General features: G+C 68.0%; 14 protein-coding genes. 6 read left to right on the top strand and 8 right to left on the bottom strand.

Annotated features, from left to right (window positions below; genetic code table 11):
- The first annotated feature begins 91 nt into the window (after nucleotides 1-91).
- The 4 genes from D3H54_RS01525 (at nucleotide 92) to D3H54_RS01510 (ending at nucleotide 4,629) form a co-directional block, all read left to right on the top strand.
- Nucleotides 92-979, top strand: a complete 888-nt coding sequence (locus D3H54_RS01525) for an alpha/beta hydrolase (protein WP_149377559.1) — start codon at nucleotides 92-94, stop codon at nucleotides 977-979.
- A 4-nt stretch (nucleotides 980-983) separates the two neighbouring features.
- Nucleotides 984-2,084, top strand: a complete 1,101-nt coding sequence (locus tag D3H54_RS01520) for an acyl-CoA dehydrogenase family protein (protein ID WP_149377558.1) — start codon at nucleotides 984-986, stop codon at nucleotides 2,082-2,084.
- Complete coding sequence (locus tag D3H54_RS01515) at nucleotides 2,084-3,247, top strand: acyl-CoA dehydrogenase family protein (protein ID WP_149377557.1); 1,164 nt, start codon at nucleotides 2,084-2,086, stop codon at nucleotides 3,245-3,247. Before D3H54_RS01520 ends, D3H54_RS01515 begins: the two co-directional genes overlap by 1 nt.
- Nucleotides 3,248-3,345: 98 nt before the next feature.
- A complete protein-coding gene (locus D3H54_RS01510) occupies nucleotides 3,346-4,629 on the top strand; it encodes an HNH endonuclease signature motif containing protein (RefSeq protein WP_149377556.1) in 1,284 nt (427 codons plus the stop codon).
- On the opposite strand, the gene D3H54_RS01505 is transcribed toward D3H54_RS01510, so the two are convergent.
- The 3 genes from D3H54_RS01505 to D3H54_RS01495 form a co-directional block, all read right to left on the bottom strand.
- Nucleotides 4,626-5,924 carry an amidohydrolase family protein gene (locus tag D3H54_RS01505; RefSeq protein ID WP_149377555.1) on the bottom strand — a complete coding sequence of 433 codons (1,299 nt, stop codon included), beginning with the start codon at nucleotides 5,922-5,924 and terminating at the stop codon, nucleotides 4,626-4,628. The genes D3H54_RS01510 and D3H54_RS01505 overlap by 4 nt on opposite strands.
- A complete protein-coding gene (locus D3H54_RS01500; RefSeq protein WP_353620045.1) occupies nucleotides 5,918-7,009 on the bottom strand; it encodes a CoA transferase in 1,092 nt (363 codons plus the stop codon). Before D3H54_RS01500 ends, D3H54_RS01505 begins: the two co-directional genes overlap by 7 nt.
- Before the next feature lie 79 nt (nucleotides 7,010-7,088).
- Nucleotides 7,089-8,009, bottom strand: a complete 921-nt coding sequence (locus D3H54_RS01495) for a hotdog family protein (protein ID WP_286199349.1) — start codon at nucleotides 8,007-8,009, stop codon at nucleotides 7,089-7,091.
- A 169-nt stretch (nucleotides 8,010-8,178) separates the two neighbouring features.
- On the opposite strand from D3H54_RS01495, the gene D3H54_RS01490 reads away from it, so the two are divergent.
- The gene (locus D3H54_RS01490) at nucleotides 8,179-9,336 is read left to right on the top strand and encodes an acyl-CoA dehydrogenase family protein (RefSeq protein WP_149377552.1); all 1,158 of its coding nucleotides are present in this window, start codon (nucleotides 8,179-8,181) and stop codon (nucleotides 9,334-9,336) included.
- Between the two features lie 6 nt (nucleotides 9,337-9,342).
- Nucleotides 9,343-10,101, top strand: a complete 759-nt coding sequence (locus D3H54_RS01485; protein WP_149377551.1) for a GntR family transcriptional regulator — start codon at nucleotides 9,343-9,345, stop codon at nucleotides 10,099-10,101.
- Here D3H54_RS01485 and D3H54_RS01480 read toward each other — a convergent pair.
- From D3H54_RS01480 to D3H54_RS01460, 5 genes are all read right to left on the bottom strand, one after another.
- The gene (locus tag D3H54_RS01480; RefSeq protein WP_149377550.1) at nucleotides 10,098-11,036 is read right to left on the bottom strand and encodes an enoyl-CoA hydratase/isomerase family protein; all 939 of its coding nucleotides are present in this window, start codon (nucleotides 11,034-11,036) and stop codon (nucleotides 10,098-10,100) included. The two genes, D3H54_RS01485 and D3H54_RS01480, sit on opposite strands and share 4 nt — an antisense overlap.
- On the bottom strand, nucleotides 11,037-12,569 hold the full coding sequence (gene fadD4, locus D3H54_RS01475) for a fatty-acid--CoA ligase FadD4 (RefSeq protein WP_149377549.1): 1,533 nt from the start codon (nucleotides 12,567-12,569) through the stop codon (nucleotides 11,037-11,039). It abuts the gene before it with no gap.
- 52 nt (nucleotides 12,570-12,621) lie between these two features.
- Nucleotides 12,622-13,527: a DUF4436 domain-containing protein gene (locus tag D3H54_RS01470; protein ID WP_286199073.1), complete on the bottom strand. Its 906-nt coding sequence runs from the start codon at nucleotides 13,525-13,527 to the stop codon at nucleotides 12,622-12,624.
- A 51-nt stretch (nucleotides 13,528-13,578) separates the two neighbouring features.
- Nucleotides 13,579-15,405, bottom strand: coding sequence for a phosphoenolpyruvate carboxykinase (GTP) (locus D3H54_RS01465; RefSeq protein WP_149377548.1), 1,827 nt, complete (start codon nucleotides 15,403-15,405; stop codon nucleotides 13,579-13,581).
- A 152-nt stretch (nucleotides 15,406-15,557) separates the two neighbouring features.
- On the bottom strand, nucleotides 15,558-16,940 hold the full coding sequence (locus D3H54_RS01460; protein WP_286199348.1) for a hypothetical protein: 1,383 nt from the start codon (nucleotides 16,938-16,940) through the stop codon (nucleotides 15,558-15,560).

Raw genomic sequence — 16,940 nt, 5'->3', positions numbered from 1 at the left:
CGTAGTTCCGTAATTGCCGCCACCACGATACTGTCGGCGCCGTCGAGGATCAAGGTCCAGTCCTAGATGCGGTCTTGCCATACTGGGCGGCGTGGCCAACACCGACATCCATCCCGAGCTGCGCAAAGCCGCGCGGTTCACCCCACGCGCGCTGATCTCCGCCCGGACCCTGCCGGTCCTGCGGCGGCTGACGGGCCTGCAACGACCGAAGAACGACGACGTCGAGGTCCTGACGTTGGAGTCGGGCGTCGGTGTCCGCCTCTATCGGCCTGCCGGTGGGACCACGACCACCCCGGCGCTGCTGTGGATCCACGGCGGCGGTTACGTCCTGGGGACCGCGGCGCAAGACGATGCCCTGTGCCGCCGGTTCGTCGCCGCGTTGGGTATCACGGTCGCCTCCGTCGACTACCGCCTGGCCCCCGAACATCCGTACCCCGCCCCGCTGGAGGACTGCTACACCGCCCTGCAGTGGCTGGCCGGCTTGCCCGCCGTCGACGCGGACCGGATCGCGATCGGCGGGGCCAGCGCCGGTGGCGGACTTGCCGCCGCACTGGCACTGCTGGCCCGCGACCGCGATGGCGTGAAGCCGGTCTTCCAGCTGCTGGTCTACCCGATGATCGACGACCGCAGCGTGGGCCAGCACCTCAACGATCCGGGCCAGCGCCTCTGGAATGCCACCAGTAACCGGTTCGGCTGGCAGGCCTACCTGGGTGGCGCCGATCCCGAGATCGCGGCGCCCGGGCGTCGCACCGATCTCGCGGGATTGCCGCCGGCGTGGCTCGGCGTCGGCACGCTGGATCTCTTTCACGACGAAGACCTCGACTATGCGGCGCGGCTGCAGGCAGCGGGTGTCCCGTGCGAAGTCCACGTGGTACCCGGCGCGTTCCACGGGTTCGACGGGATCGTCGCCAAAGCCGACGTGTCCAAGGCGTTCTTCAACAGCCAGTGCGAAAGCCTGCGCGCAACTTTCGGGAGCTGAGCCGATGTCCGCGTTGACCACCGAACAGCGGGACCTGGCCGAAGCGGTGACCGACCTGATGGCCAAGCGGTCCCCGGAGGCCGAGGTGCGCCGGCTGATGGCCACCGACACCGGGTACGACCCCGCAGTATGGGCCGAGCTCGCCGCCATGGGTCTGCTGGGCCTGGCGATACCCGAAGAGTTCGGCGGGTCCGGGGCCGGTGCCGTCGAGGTGGGTCTGGTGATGGAGGCCATGGGACGGGCGCTGCTCTGCGCGCCGTACCTGTCCACCGCGGTCTTGACCACGCATTTACTTGCGGCACTGGGTGATTCGGATGAGCAAGCAGATGTGCTGCCGCGGATCGTCGCGGGTGAGCTGATCGCAGCGGTGGCGTTCGCCGAAGAGGGGTCGGCACGGCCTCCCCTGGCCTCGACCACGACGGCGCGCGCCGACGGTTCAGGCTGGCGGTTGTCGGGCAGCAAGACCTACGTGCTGGACGCGGCGAGCGCCGGACGCATCTACGTCCTTGCCGGGGACGGGGTGTACGCGGTCGAAGCCGGTGCGCCGGGTCTGGCGATCAGCGTGCTGTCGACCGTCGACCAGACCCGCAAGCAGGCCCGGGTCGTGTTGAACGACACGCCCGCCCGGCTGGTGGGTGCGACGGGCTCCGGTGCGGAAGCGCTCGGTCACGCCCTGGACCTCGCATCGGTGGCGATGCTCGGCGAGCAGGCCGGCGGCGCGATGTGCGCCATGCGGATGGCCACCGACTACGCCAAGACCCGGTTTCAGTTCGGACGCGCCATCGGCAGCTTCCAGGCGATCAAGCACATGTGCGCCGACATGCTGCTGGAGGCCGAATCGGCGTTGTCGGCGGCCCGGCACGTCGCGGCGGCATTCGACGCCTCCGACGAGTCACGATTCGTGGATCTGGCTGCCGCACAGGCCTATTGCTCAGAGGCGTTCGTCACGGTCGCGGCGAACGGCATTCAGGTGCACGGCGGTATCGGGTTCACCTGGGAGCATCCCGCCCACCTCTACCTGCGGCGGGCCCGGACCGATGCCGAACTGTTCGGCGACCCGGCGTGGCACCGGGAACGTTACGTGCGACTGCGGGAGGCCCAGTGATGACCGACGACGACGTACGCAACGAGGTCCGGGGCTGGCTGGCCGACAACTGGGACCCCGCGTTGGACCGCGGCAGCTGGGCACAGATGGTGTTCGACGCCGGCTGGGCGGTGCCCAGCTGGGAGCCGCAGTGGTGGGGCCGTGGCCTGAGTGACCCGCAATCCCGCATCGTGGCAGCTGAATTCGCCGCGGCGGGCGCACCAGGCACCGGGCACGACCGAGCGAATCTGTTCGCCTGCACCCTGCACGACCTCGGCACCGACGAGCAGAAGCAGCGGCTGATCCCGCCGTCGATCCGCGGCGAGACCAAATGGTGCCTGCTGTACTCCGAGCCGGGCGCCGGGTCGGATCTGGCGGGGCTGCGCACGCGCGCCGAACGAGACGGCGACGACTGGGTGATCAACGGCCAGAAGGTGTGGACATCGTTCGCCAAGACCGCCGACTACGGTCTGCTGGTGGCACGCACCGACTGGGATGTGCCCAAGCACAACGGGATCAGCTTCTTCATGTTCCCGATGCGTCAGCCCGGCGTCGAGGTCCGCCCGATCCATCAGATCACCGGCGAGTCGGAGTTCAACGAGGTCTTCATCTCCGGAGCGCGGGTGCCGGACGCCAACCTGGTCGGCCAGCCCGGCGGCGGCTGGTCGGTGCTGCAGGTGGCGTTGGCCTACGAGCGACGGCTGATGGGCGACCTGGCCCGCACGTCGCGCGGGGCGCGCAAGCCGCAGGCCGATGCCGACAGTCTGGTGGCGATGGCGCGCCGGGCCGGCAAGCTCGACGACTCGTTCATCCGTCAGGAGATCGCGCGCGTCGAAGGGTATGCGGCGGTGAACCGGTGGAACACCCAGCGGGCCAAGGCAACCTCTGATCGGGCCGAGGCCGCCACCCTGCTGGCGCTGGGCAAGATCGCGATGTCGCGGATCCTGCACGAGACGGCGAAGGTGCAGACCGAGATCGCTGGTCCGGAGTCGATGTTGACCGGCCCGGACAATCCGGTCGGCGACGCGGTCACGTTCCGCACGCTCAATGCGTACTTCACGTCGATCGGCGGCGGCACCGACCAGATTCAGCGCAACATCGTCGGCGAGCGGGTGCTGGGTTTGCCGAAAGAGCCGGAGCCGTACCGCAATACCGCGTTCCGGGAGTTGCCGACCTCGAGCTAGGTTGATCGCGGGTTCCGGGTTATCCACACTTTCGAACTCATCCACAGCCTGATCGCATCGCCGCGTTTCTGTCGGTATCCGGGAGTAGCGTTTCGAACATGAGTTCGATTGCGTGTGCGTTGGATGCGCTCGACGCCGCGATCGAGCTCCTGGGCGCCGCTGATATCGAAGACGTGCGCGCGCCCCGGCGATTCGCGGTTCTGGAGCGTCTCGAGACCGCGATGCGACGGCAGGTTGCGATCTCGCACTCACAACTCACGCGGCTGGAGCGGTACGAGGGGTGCCCGCCGATTTCGATCGTGGTGGCTGATGTGTTGCGGATCAGTCGTGGTGCCGCCAAGCGTCGCGTTCGTGATGCCGAACAGCTGACGCCGCGTCAGACACTGACCGGTGCGGAGCTGCCTGCGTTGCTGCCGGCCACAGGTAAGGCGTGGAACGCAGGTCTGCTCGACGGTGAGCATGTGCGCATCATCCAACGGTTCTTCCGAGACCTACCCGATCACGTCGGTCCGGTCGAGGTCGAGAAGGCTGAACGCACCCTGGCTGAGCATGCGCAGGTGATGCGGCCTGATCAGTTGGAGAAGATCGCTGATCGGCTGGCCACCCATCTCAACCCCGACGGCAAGTTCTCCGACGAGGACCGTGCCCGCAAACGTGGCTTCCAGTGGTGCGGTGGCCAACGAGCCGACGGCATGAGCGTCGGAAAACTGATCGCCGACCCGGCACTACGGGGGATGCTCGACGCGTGGCTGGCGAAGTTCGCCGCTCCAGAGCCCGAGGACAGCCGCAGCCACGCACAACGCCAGCACGACGCACTGGCCGTACTGATCCGTCGTCAGCTGGGTGATCCGAAATTGGGCAAGCACAACGGACTTCCGGTCACGATGATCGTCACGACGACAATGCAAGACCTGGCGGCCGCAGCCGGATACGGGTTGACCGCGGGCGGGACCTTGCTGCCGATCTCAGACCTGCTTCGGATGGCCACGCCCACGTACAACTACTTGGCGGTGTTCGACGGCATCACCGGGCAGTCCCTCTGGCTGGGCCGGTCCAAGCGACTGGCCTCGGCGGATCAGCGCATCATGCTGCTGAGCAAATACCGTGGCTGCACCGCACCCGGTTGTACGGTCAACGGCTACAACAGCCAAGTCCACCACGCGACCAAAGACTGGAAACACGGCGGCACCACCGACATCGACCACCTCACCCTGGCCTGCAAATGCGACAACCTGCTCGTCGAGAACGACGGCTGGACCACCCGCCAGCTACCCAACGGCCAAACCCATTGGGACCCACCACCCGACGTGCCCATGCGCGGCGGCATCAACAACTACCACCAACCTGAACGTCTTCTGCCCAAAGATGACGAGAAAGACTAGGTCCGCGGGTGCAGGTGGCCGCCGATGACGGTGGCGGTCACCAGGTCGGCGTCGAGGGCGTCGAGCACCTCGGCGGGCGCTGCGCTCAGCACACACAGGTCACCGGGCTGGCCCGGCTCGACGGTCCTGGGCACGTCAGGGCGCTCGGCACGCCCGGTGAACAATGTCAGTGCCGTTGTGGCTGAAACACATTCGGCCGGGTTCAGCACGACACCGGATTTCGTGGTGCGGTGTACCGCGGCGCGCATGGACGCCCACGGGTCGGCGTCGCCGAAGGGCAGGTCGGTCGACAATGCCACCCGCACACCCGCGTGTTGCAGTGATGCCAGTCGCCACAGCGCGGGCTGGTCAGCGGCTTCGACATCGATCAGGTACTGGTCTCCACGTTCGGCGACGAAGTTCGGCTGGGTCACCACCAGCACACCGGTGTCGGCGAGGTCGGCGAGTGCATCGTCGGGAACCACCGCGGCATGCTCGATCCGGTCGTCGGGGTGGCTGCCCGCCGCCCGCAGCGCGGCCAGTGTGACCACCAGCTGGCCTGCGGTCACACAGTGCAGGGCGACAGCTCTGTTCTGGCGGTGCGTGGCGACGATCCACCCGGCAAGTTCGTCGAGATCGAGCGAATCGTCATGCAGGATGCGCTTTCCCGGCGCCAGCCAGTGCACATGCTGATGCAAACCGCCGTGCCGGTGTTCCTCGGTCAGGGTGATGATGTCGTCGGCCCCGAGGTTCGGGGTGGCATCGGTGACGCCGGTGACGCCGTAGCCGAGGAGCCGCCTGCTGACCGTGGCCAGCGAGGTGTCGCGGCGCGCGACCGCATCTGACCAGTTGTCGTAGCTGCGTAGCCTGCCGTCGGGGTGGTCGGGCAGCCCCACTGCCGACAGGCCCGCGGAGTTGAGGTACCACAACACGCCGCTGCGATGTTGAATGCGCACCGGCACAGCAGGAGTGAGCTCGTCGAGCAACCGGCGGTCCAGCGGGCCCGCGGCGGATTCGTGGTAGCCGACGGCCCTGATCCAGCCGTCCTCGCCGACCGGCGCGTTCGCGAGCACGGCGGCGAATTCCGCGCGGCTGTGGACCAGGGCGGGGCCGACCTGCACGGAGTCCAGCGCCGCCGCCGCGGCCCGCAGGTGCACATGGTGATCGTGCAGGCCCGGGATGACCGTGCCGCCCACGGCGTCGTACACGTCCTCGCCACGGCGTGGGGTCAACGAGTCGGCGACCTCGTCGATCGCGGCGCCCAGCCTGATGTCGACCATTCGCCCGTCTACCAGGTGGGCTCGCTGGATCAGCATGGGACCGTATTTCGTTGGGCGACAAGTTTTTCCACCACGGCGTTATCAGCGCCCAGCGCCGATGCCGACGCACTGAGCGGCGGAGCCTGCGGCCGCGCCGCTTGGTTGGCCGACACCGACGACCCGGTGGGCAGCCCCGCATACGTGGCCGCGACGGCGGCCATCGCCACGTCGATCGTCTCGCCGCCACCGCGCTGCAGCGAACGGGCAACGGCCAGTGCAGCTTCCAGACCGGTCAGAGGATCGGCGATGGCGTCCCCGCAGAACACCGGTCCGCTTGTGCTGGTGTCGACAAGTCCGCCCGCGACTGCCGCATCGTCGCCGAAGGCGACGCGCTGCGAGGTCTGGCCGTAGCCGGTGATGCGCAGCCAGACTCGGCCGTCCGGGCCGGGCAGCATCTCGGGACTCAGACCCCGCCGTTGCAGCACACCCGGCCGCGAGCCTTCGATCACAACGTCAGCGACCGCCAGCAATGCCCGCAGCCGGCTACTGCCGAAATCCACGGAGTACGAGAGCTTTCCATGATTAATCCAGTCGAAAAATCGGTGGTCGCCGGATCGGGTTCCGTCGGGGCGGGCCGGGCTCTCCACCTTGACCACCGTCGCGCCCGTCGCCGCGAGGAGTTGACCGCACAGCGGACCCGCCCACATCGACGACAGGTCGGCGACGAGTAATCCGGTGGCCACGCGAGATTCGGCTCGCCTCCCCGAGATCCGCACGACCGGCGCCTCAGGCGCCGTCTCGCCGAGTCGTGCTGCAGGTAGCCCCAGTAGGGCAGCCCGCTCGACGGCGTCTACGCCACTGCGCGCGGCGCCCCACTCCTCGACCACCGGCCACGGGTCTTCACCCACGGCGTCAGCCTCGACCAGCGCGGGGACCGCCTCGATATCGTCAGCGCGCGACAGCGTCAGGGCCCACCAGCCATCGCGCGTGGGCATCAGCCGGGTTGCACCTCCCGCCGAGATGCGCCCCTGCCGCCGCAGGCCGAGCAGCGCGGCCCGCCCAGTCACGACGGTGGCGGCGTCCACCTGGACGCCGAGCAGGTCGGCGAGCTCGGCCGTGACGGCGTCAGTGCGGGTCAGCACGCCACCATTGTCGCCCAAACCGACGATTGGCCGGGGAAGTACGAGTGCAGAGCCGCAAAACGTCGATCTCGGCGCTGGACTAGAAATGCAGGGCGGTGAATCGCCAGTCCAGCACCTGCCGGTCGTCACCCTCGTCGGCGACGGCATAGACCAGCGAGCGCAGGGTGAGGACCCCGCCGCGGTCGCCGGGCAGCGGGTCGGCCGCCTCGATGTGCAGCTCGCTGTACAGCGTGTCGCCCTCGTGCACCGGACCGGTGTGGTCGCACGACGCCCACCCCAGCACGGTCGCGAGATTCGGCAGCAGCTGACCGGCCTGGGCCAGCGCCAGCCCGATCGTGTGCCCGCCGTACACCAGGCGCTGGCCACCGACCCGCGAATCATGATGGGTGGCAGCGACGTTCAGGGTCAGCCGGGCCAGCTCGGGCGCGGAGCTCACCACGTCGCCGGTGCTGCGCAGAACCGAACCGGCCATGTCGGGGTAGAAGTGCGGGCCCGGGACCCGCTCGCGGAAGGCCACCGCGTTCCAGTCGGCTGTCGGCTGCGGCGGCGCGGGCAGCTCGGCGCCGATCAGCGACAGGTCGTCGGCGTGCCCGGTGTCCGGCGCTCCCGGGCTCATCGGGAGCATCGCGCAACGATAGAAATCGAGGACCAGCCGGCCGACCTGATCGATCGTGGTCATTCGCAGCGCCGCCAGGCCCGTCGGCGCCCGCCCGGGCTTGGCGCTGTTCTGCCGCAGCCCGACCACCTCGGTTCGCGTGAAAATCGTGTCGCCGATGACCGGATAGCGGTAGAACGTCAGCCCCCGGTAGAACAGATTGGCCTTGACCCGCTGGGTGGCCAGCGTGCTCTGGCCGATCGCGACGTCACACACCAGCGCCGGATGAGCCAGCTCGGTGGTGCTACCCACCACGGCGTATGCCAGCCCGGCGTCCAGGGACAACCGCAGCCGATCTCCGACGATGGCCTGATGGCTGGCGGCGGCACCAGAGGTCAACGTCATCGACGGCGCCCAGTCGAAGACCTGGCCTACCACCAGATCATCGAAATACGGTCCGCCCGACTCGCCTCCGCCAATATGGCCGTACAAAGTCACAGTCGTTCATCCTGGTGCTTCTGCGCGGCGTGTGTCAATATGGCCGTACATTTCCTGACTTCTTGGAGCCGACTACGTGAGCACTGCACTCAACGACGAAGAGACCATGCTGGTGGAGACGGTGCGGGCGTTCGTCGACCGCGACGTCAAACCTTCGGTCCGCGAGGTCGAGCACGCCAACACCTACCCCGAGGTGTGGATCGAGCAGATGAAGCAGCTGGGGATCTATGGCCTGGCGATCAGCGAGCAGTACGGCGGCAACCCGGTGTCGATGCCCTGCTACGTCGAGGTCACCCAGGAACTCGCCCGCGGCTGGATGAGCCTGGCCGGCGCGATGGGCGGGCACACCGTGGTGGCCAAGCTGCTGGAGATCTTCGGCACCGAGGAGCAGAAGCAGACCTATCTACCGCGGATGGCCACCGGCGAGGTGCGCGCGACGATGGCGCTGACCGAGCCGGGCGGCGGTTCGGATCTGCAGAACATGGCGTGCATCGCCCGCGCCGACGGCGACGACCTGGTGATCAACGGAGCCAAGACGTGGATCTCCAATGCCCGCCGGTCGGGTCTGATCGCACTGTTGTGCAAGACCGATCCGCAGGCCACGCCGCGCCACAAGGGCATCTCGGTGGTGCTCGTCGAGTCACCCACGGCCGGGCTCACGATCTCACGAGACCTGCCCAAGCTCGGCTACAAGGGCGTGGAGTCCTGCGAGCTGGCCTTCGACGACTGCCGGGTGCCGGCCTCGTCGATTCTCGGTGGCGCGCCCGGGCGCGGCTTCAGCCAGATGATGAAAGGCCTTGAGACGGGTCGTATTCAGGTCGCGTCGCGTGCCCTCGGTGTGGCGACGGCGGCATTGGAGGATGCGCTGGCCTACGCCCAGGATCGCGAGAGCTTCGGCCAGCCGATCTGGAAACACCAGGCGATAGGCAACTATCTGGCCGATATGGCCACCAAGCTGACCGCCGCCCGCCAGCTCACCCGCTACGCCGCCGAACGCTACGACAGCGGCGAGCGGTGCGACATGGAGGCCGGGATGGCGAAGTTGTTCGCCTCCGAGGTCGCGATGGAGATCGCGTTGAACGCGGTTCGCATCCACGGCGGCTACGGCTACTCCACCGAATACGACGTCGAACGGTACTTTCGGGACGCGCCGCTGATGATCGTCGGTGAGGGCACCAATGAGATCCAGCGCAATGTGATCGCCGGTCAACTGGTCGCGAGAGGCGGCATCTGACCGGCCATGAAACCCGAGCCCGCGTATCAGGTTCTGCAGCAACGGCTTCGCGACGAGATCGCGGCCGGGGCCTACCCTGACGGCGTGCGTCTGCCGACCGAGTCGGAGCTGGTCGCCGAACACGGGCTGTCCCGGCAGACGGTCCGCCGCGCGTTCCAGGATCTGGTGGCCGAGGGGGTGGTGTATCGGGTGCCGGGACGGGGAACGTATGCCCGCGAGCAGACCTACTTGCGGCAGCTGGGCTCCATCGAAGACCTGATGAGCCTGTCCGAGGACACCAGCATGGAAGTGCTGCAGGGGCTTTCACGCCGAGTCGACGTGGCGGCGGCCAGCCGGCTGCGGCTGGAGCACGACGTGGTGTACACCGTGGTGTTCCGCCGCCTGCACGACCGGCGGGCAGGAGCGGAGCGACCCGGGGAAATCGACGGTGTCCCGTTCGTGGTGACCACGGTGCACTTGCCGGAGTCGGTGGCCCGGCTGGTGATCGGCTCGCCGGAGCTGGCCGACGGCGCCGTCGGCACCAACACCGTGATAGGTGTCCTCGAACCGCACCTGGATCAGCCGATTGCCGAAGCGGCCCAGTCGATCACGGTCGCCCCCGCCGACGACCTGGTCGCAGCCGCCGTGGGCTGCGAGCCCGGCCACCCGATGCTGAGGGTGGACCGGCTGTATTCCGATACCACCGGCACCCCGGTGGAGCTGTCGGTCAGCCACTTCCTGCCCGAGCAGTACACCTACCGGGTCACGCTGCGCCGCTCGAGCTAGGCGACCTCGTCGACCAGGCCCCACGCCAGCGCGGTGGCCGGGTCGATGGTCCGGCCGGACAGCACCAAATAGGCTGTGCGCCAACGCCCGATGCGCCGGGTGATGCTGACCGTGCCGCCGGCGCCGGGGATCAGGCCCAGCGTCAGTTCCGGCAACCCGAGCACCGCGTCAGGGCGGCAGCTCACCCAACCGCAGAACGACGCCATCTCCAGTCCACTGCCGAGAACACGGCCGTGGATGTCGGCCCGGCAGGCCCGGTCGAGGCGCCGGCTCAATTCGTCGAGCGCCAACGCGGGGCTGTGCCGGGTGCGCGCCAGATGCGCCGACGCCGGGTCGGCGAAGGTGCCGAACTCGCCGAGATCACCACCGCTGCAGAAGGATGCACCGTTGCCACTGAGCACCAGCTCGGTGACGGTGTCGTCGAGCAGTGCGACGGTCAGCGCCTCCAGCAGCAGGGCCCGGGCATCGGTGCTGAACGCATTGTGTCGCTGCGGGCGGTTGAATCGGATCCGCAGCGTGCCGCCGTCACGCTCGGCGAGCACCGGGTCGGCGATATCGGGCAGCGACGCCGGGCCGCGCGAGTCCAGCCATCGGGCGAACTCCGGTCCGGACTGCAGCGTCGAGTACGCCAGCGACTCGGTGATGATGCCGGGGAGCGCCGGGCCGGTCACGTCGACCGACCGCAGCACGTCGTCGCAGACAGCACTGGCGTGCGGCCAGCGCCGGCACCGGTCACGCAGCAGGGCCACGGTGTCGCTCACCGACTCCACCGCGACGAATCGACGGTCGTCCAGTTCCCGCTCGGCCAGGGCGAATGTGGCTGTGTCAAGCCAGAATTCGCCCTCGGGCGTCGACGGTTCGCCGACCGCGACGACGACGCCCGGCGCACCGGTGACCCCGATCGGAGGCGGGTCGGACAGGTCGACGAGATACATCTAGCCGGTCGGCGCGGGCGAGTACTTGACGATCAGTTCCTGCTTGTACAGCTTGCCGGTGTCGGTGCGCGGCAGCTCGGACTCGAACGAGATCGATCGCGGACACTTGTAGTGCGAGAGCCGCTCACGCAACCACGCCAGCAGCTCGGCGGCGAATTCCTCCGTCGCGTTCGAGGCGTCGACCAGCTGGACCACACCCTTGACGCTTTGGCCCATCTCCTCGTCGGGCACGCCGAACACCGCGGCGTCCATCACCAACGGGTGCGTGACGAGCATGTTCTCGGCTTCCTGCGGGTAGATGTTGACCCCGCCCGAGATGATCATGTGGTGCCGGCGGTCGGTGAGGTAGAGGTAGCCCTCCTCGTCCAGATAACCGATGTCCCCGACCGTCTTCCAGCCGTGGCTGTCGCGCGATTTGGCGGTCTTCTCGGCGTCATTGAGGTACTCGAAGTCCATGCCGCCCTCGAAGTAGATCTCCCCCGCCTGACCGGGCGGCAGCTCGTTGCCGTCCTCGTCGAGGATGTGCAGGGCGCCCATCATCGGCTTGCCGACCGAGCCCGGGTGGGTGAGCCAGTCCTCGGCGAAGATCAACGTCGAGCCGATCGCCTCGGACGAGGCGTAGTACTCGTCGACGATCGGACCCCACCAGTCGATCATCTGCTTCTTGATCTCGACCGGGCACGGCGCGGCCGCGTGCATCACCCGCTGCAGACTCGAGATGTCGTACGAATTGCGAACATCCTCAGGCAGTTTGAGCATCCTGGTGAACATCACCGGGACGAACTGGCCGTGGGTGACCTTGTGACGGGCAATCGCGTCCAGGCAGCCCTGCGCGTCGAACTTCTCCAGCACCACGGTGGTGATGCCCGCCGCGAGTGTCTGCATCGACCACACCGACGGGGCGGTGTGGTACAGCGGGGCGGGGCTGATGTACACCGCATCGGGGGTCATCCAGAAACCGATGAGTGCGGACATCATGCCGGGCACCTCGCTGGGTGGCAGGTGCGGAAGCTCGCGCTTGATTCCCTTGGGCCGCCCCGTCGTTCCCGACGAGTACTGCAGCAGGTCGCCTTCGATCTCGTCGTCGATCGGCGTAACCGGCTGATCCGCAACGCATTCCGGGTAGCTGCGCCAGCCCTCGAGTTCACCGTCGGTGATGATCAGCAGCGGCGGCATCGTCGGCAGCTCCGCGGCGAGCCCGGCGAGGGTGTCCTTCAGCCCGGCCGAGCCGACGACGGCCTTGGCCTCACTGTTGTCGATGATGTACGCGGCTTCGGCCGCCGTCAGGTGCGTATTGATCGGCACGTAATAGAGCCCGGAACGCCGCGCCGCCCACAGCACGGTGTGGAAGTGCTCGTTGTTCTCGATGAGGATCGCGACGGAGTCGCCCTCGCGCAACCCGGCCTGCCGGAACAGGTGTGCCAGCTGGTTGGCCCGGGCTTCCATCTCGCCGAACGTGACGGTTTTTCCGGACGGATACAGGATGACGGCCGGCTTGTCGGGAGTGGCCTGCGCATGCTCGCGGATCTGCATGGGAGCACTGTACGACAGCACGAATTGACAGGCGTCAACTAGGTGCCGCCAGTCAGTCGCTGTGCCGAGCCCAGGCCGCCAGGTAGATCACCAGCGCCGCGACCAACGCCACCAGCACCCAGAAGACAAGCGCCTCGTCGATCCAGGACCCCGGCGGCGGATCACCGGGGAGCACGTTGCGGATCGGGACGACCGCGAAGAGCATCGCGGCGAACCAGGTCGAGAACGGCGGCTGGAATTTCTTCTTGCCCAGCAGCATTTCGATCGCGGCGTACAGCGCCAGCGCCGGCAGCGTCAGCAAGACCAGGCAGATCCCGAAGATCAGGGCCAGCGGTCCGCGGGATCGGGAGAAGGTGACGGTCGCGTTGTCGTTGGCGCCGCCGGAATGGGTGACGGGCCCCGTCCGATCGCTGCGAACGTCCCAGCCGTACAGCGATCCACTCACCTCCACCCGGGCAGGCACAAAGCGCCTCGAGTCGCCCGAGCCGACATACACGTCGGCGCCGATGGTCTCGGTGGTGTACTTATCGAACGGCCACCTGTCGGCGTCACCGGTGGCCAGCAGCGAGGTCTTGACGACTTTGGGAACCTGCCCCGTGGGGAAGGTCAGTTCGCCGAACTCGATACACGGACACAGCTGCACCACCATGTCGGTGGTGAGATTGCCGAACTCGGGATCCAGGAAGCCCTTCTGCGGGATCACCAGAACCTCGACATCCACGCGATTGTCGAGTGGATGAATGGCTGTCAGTTCCAGCAGGACAACGGTCTCGTTGGCGGTGTCCATGCTGGTGGGCTTGAGTGAATGCGCCGAGCTGTCGATCCAGAAGTAGCCGGCCACCGACCCGACGTAGATGGCGAGGATGACGCCGACCGTGGCAATCCGGCGCCACCACGACTGGGCGGGCGCTGGCGCATTCTGCACCGGCGCCGGCGCATCGGCCGACGGGACCCCCACCGAACGGATATTAGCTGGGGTCAGCGGCCGAGAAGGCCGTAACGGCCCAGGTCAGTCGGCTTCGGCGAGGCGCTGCTTGAGCGCCTCGAACTCGTCCTTCACCCCGGTCGGCAGCTTCTCGCCGACGAACTCGAACCACTCCTCGATCTGCGGGAGCTCGTCGCGCCATTCCTGGACGTTGACCGCCAGCGCCTCGTTCACGTCGGCCGGATCGGCGTCCAAGCCCTCGAGGTCCAGGTCGCCGGCGCTCGGCACGATGCCGATCGGCGTGGTGGAACCGTTGGCCTTGCCCTCGACCCGCTCGATGATCCACTTCATCACGCGGCTGTTCTCGCCGAAGCCCGGCCACAGGAAGCGGCCGTCGTCGCCGCGGCGGAACCAGTTGACGAAGAAGATCTTCGGCATCTTCGACTCGTCGGCGTTCTTGCCGAGGTTGATCCAGTGGGCGAAGTAGTCGCCGACGTTGTAGCCGAGGAACGGCAGCATGGCCATCGGGTCACGACGGACGGTGCCGACCTTGCCCTCGGCGGCGGCGGTCTGCTCGGAGCCCAGCGTGGCCCCGATGAAGACGCCGTGCTGCCAATCGCGGGCCTGGGTCACCAGCGGCACCGTGGTCTTGCGACGGCCGCCGAACAGGATCGCCGAGATCGGCACGCCCTGCGGGTCGTCCCACTCGGGGGCCAGGGTCGGGCACTGCGACATCGGGGTGCAGTAGCGCGAGTTCGGATGAGCCGCCTTCTCGGACGACCCCGCTTCCCAATCGTTGCCCTTCCAGTCGATCAGGTGCTGCGGATCGCCTTCGAGGCCCTCCCACCACACACCGCCGTCGTCGGTCAGCGCGACGTTGGTGAAGACGGTGTTGCCTGCCGCGACGGTCTTCATCGCGTTCGGGTTGGAGCTCCAGTTGGTGCCCGGCGCGACGCCGAAGAAGCCGAACTCCGGGTTGGTGGCGTACAGCCGGCCGTCCTTGCCGAAACGCATCCAGGCGATGTCGTCGCCGACGGTCTCGGCGCGCCAGCCGGGGATGGTCGGCTGCAGCATCGCGAGGTTGGTCTTGCCACACGCCGACGGGAACGCGGCGGCCACGAAGTACGACTTGTTCTCCGGGGAGATCAGCTTGAGGATCAGCATGTGCTCGGCGAGCCAGCCCTCGTCATGCGCCATGGCCGAGGCGATGCGCAGCGAGTAGCACTTCTTGCCCAGCAGCGCGTTGCCGCCGTAACCCGAACCGAAGCTCCAGATCTCGCGGGTCTCCGGGAAGTGGGTGATGTATTTGGTGTCGTTGCACGGCCACGGCACGTCTTCTTCGCCCGGCGCGAGCGGCGCACCGAGTGAGTGCAGCGCCTTGACGAAGAAACCGTCGTCGCCGATCTTCTCCAGCGCGGCCTTGCCCATCCGCGTCATCGTCCGCATGGAGACGACCACATATTCGGAGTCGGTGATTTCGACGCCCAGCTTGGGGTCGTCGGCGCCGAGGGGGCCCATGCAGAACGGCACCACGTACATCGTGCGGCCGCGCATCGAACCGCGGTACAGCTCGGTCATCAGGCCGCGCATCTCGGCCGGGTCCATCCAGTTGTTCGTGGGGCCGGCGTCGATCTCCCGCTCCGAGCAGATGAACGTGCGCGACTCGACGCGTGCCACGTCCGAGGGGGCTGAACGGGCGAGATAGGAGCTCGGCTCCTCGGAGTCGCTCAGCTTGGTGAAGGTTCCGGCGGCGACCAGCTCGTCGCACAACCGCTGGTATTCCTCTTCGGAGCCGTCGGCGAAGACCACCCGGTCGGGCTGCGTGAGTTCGGCGACTTCCTGGACCCAAGCGAGCAGGCCCTGATGCTTGGTCGGTGCGTTATCCAGACCGGGGATGGTCGCTGAAGTCATCGCTCTATTCTCCTGCTTATTTTTATGGCCAGGACGCAGGCCGGATTCCGCGCCGAGACACGGTCCTCCCTGAAAAGTAGGTTAACGCGGGTGAGATACCCGCGGTTAATCGGGATTATGTCCGATCACTCACAGGAACGATTCAGAAGCCGCTAATTCGCCTGTTTGGCTGTATGGAGCGCGTCTAGTTCGTCGCGGACCGCTGCCAGCGCCCGCTCGATCGCCGGCGCCTGCCGGTCCCGCAGCACGACCGCTCGGGCACTCGCGGTCGCATGTTCGCGGATCTCCCGGTCGATGCGGGCGACGGTGTCCTCGGTGCGGGCGCGGTCGGCGGCGTCACGTTCGGCGGCGACACACCCCAACGACGCCTCCGCCCCCAGCATGTGGGTGGCCACCCACTCCTCCAGCGCGGTGCGCTGCCGGCCGAGGACCTCCGCCACCCACCGATCCAGGATCGCCCGGTCATGCAGGAGGCCGCGGACTCCGACCACCCACAGGGTCAGGGCGACCCCGATCACGGCGCCGGCGATCCCGCCACCCACCGTCCACTGCGGCGCCAGCTCGGCGAACAGCCGGCTCAGGGTCAGCGCCACCCCCGCACCGAAGCCGCCGCCCAGCAGCAGCATCAACCGGGTCTCCGCACCGCGGGCTCGCGGTGGCGCGGCGCCCACCTCGACCTCGGGACGCGACTCCACCGGCTCGACCGCCAGACCCAGTTCCTCGCCGACGTCGGCCAGTTGCCGGGTGACGCCGGCGGCGACGTCGTCGGCCACCTCCTCCGCCCGGCGCCGCACCTCATCGGGGAACCGGGGCAGGCTGCGTCGGCTCAGACCCGCCACGTCTTCCTGCAACTCCGTCCGCACCGACGCGCATCGGTTGCGGGCGAAGTAGGTCAGCTCAAGCCGGGCTTGCTGAATCCGGGCGCGCAGCGCGATGGACCGCTGCGACTTGTCCACCCGGTACCGGTGCACCGCTGAGGTGCGCTGGACGCGCAGCGCCGCCAGGCGCGCTTCCCGGCCGGCGCCTGCGACGTCGAGCTCCAGCCGTCGGTGCACCGTCAGCAGTCGATTCTCCATGGCCCGCAAGTGATTTCGCCGATCTCGGGTGTCGTCGGCGAGGATCTCCCGGAGCGCGGTGACGAGTTCGTCGACGACGGGCTCGCCCAGATCGGGCGCGGCAGCCGCGCCGACCCAGGGCATGTCGCGGTAGCGGGGTGCCCGCTGCTCCACCAACGCACGGTCGGCGGCGAGCACGTCGCGCCAGGTGCGATAAACGTCGATCTTGGCCACCACCCCGAGAACGGCGTCGGTGTCGGCGGTGACGAAATCCAGCAGCGCACAATCCGATTCGGTCAGCGACGCGGTGGCCGAGACCACGAACACCACCGCTGCGGGCGCCTGGCCGGCGGCCAGCTCGTCGGTTTCGACCACCGCGTGGTCAGGCAACCGCTCCCGCAGAGCGGTGACCACACTGCTGGTCCCGGACAGCCACGGACCGGCCACCAGCACCACGTCGCGCCGGACGATCGAGGGCAT

The organism is Mycobacterium sp. ELW1, assembly GCF_008329905.1.
Classification (GTDB): Bacteria; Actinomycetota; Actinomycetes; order Mycobacteriales; family Mycobacteriaceae; genus Mycobacterium.
This window is presented reverse-complemented; position numbering and strand designations above follow the sequence as displayed.

Excerpts from the sequence above, each read along its gene's own strand:
- D3H54_RS01485 (WP_149377551.1), top strand. The coding sequence starts at position 9,343 with ATGAAACCCGAGCCCGCGTATCAGGTTCTGCAGCAACGGCTTCGCGAC.
- D3H54_RS01505 (WP_149377555.1), bottom strand. The coding sequence starts at position 5,924 with ATGCTGATCCAGCGAGCCCACCTGGTAGACGGGCGAATGGTCGACATC.
- D3H54_RS01480 (WP_149377550.1), bottom strand. The coding sequence starts at position 11,036 with ATGTATCTCGTCGACCTGTCCGACCCGCCTCCGATCGGGGTCACCGGT.
- D3H54_RS01465 (WP_149377548.1), bottom strand. The coding sequence starts at position 15,405 with ATGACTTCAGCGACCATCCCCGGTCTGGATAACGCACCGACCAAGCAT.
- D3H54_RS01510 (WP_149377556.1), top strand. The coding sequence starts at position 3,346 with ATGAGTTCGATTGCGTGTGCGTTGGATGCGCTCGACGCCGCGATCGAG.
- D3H54_RS01460 (WP_286199348.1), bottom strand. The coding sequence starts at position 16,940 with ATGCCCTCGATCGTCCGGCGCGACGTGGTGCTGGTGGCCGGTCCGTGG.
- D3H54_RS01520 (WP_149377558.1), top strand. The coding sequence starts at position 984 with ATGTCCGCGTTGACCACCGAACAGCGGGACCTGGCCGAAGCGGTGACC.
- D3H54_RS01495 (WP_286199349.1), bottom strand. The coding sequence starts at position 8,009 with ATGACGTTGACCTCTGGTGCCGCCGCCAGCCATCAGGCCATCGTCGGA.
- D3H54_RS01515 (WP_149377557.1), top strand. The coding sequence starts at position 2,084 with ATGACCGACGACGACGTACGCAACGAGGTCCGGGGCTGGCTGGCCGAC.
- fadD4 (WP_149377549.1), bottom strand. The coding sequence starts at position 12,569 with ATGCAGATCCGCGAGCATGCGCAGGCCACTCCCGACAAGCCGGCCGTC.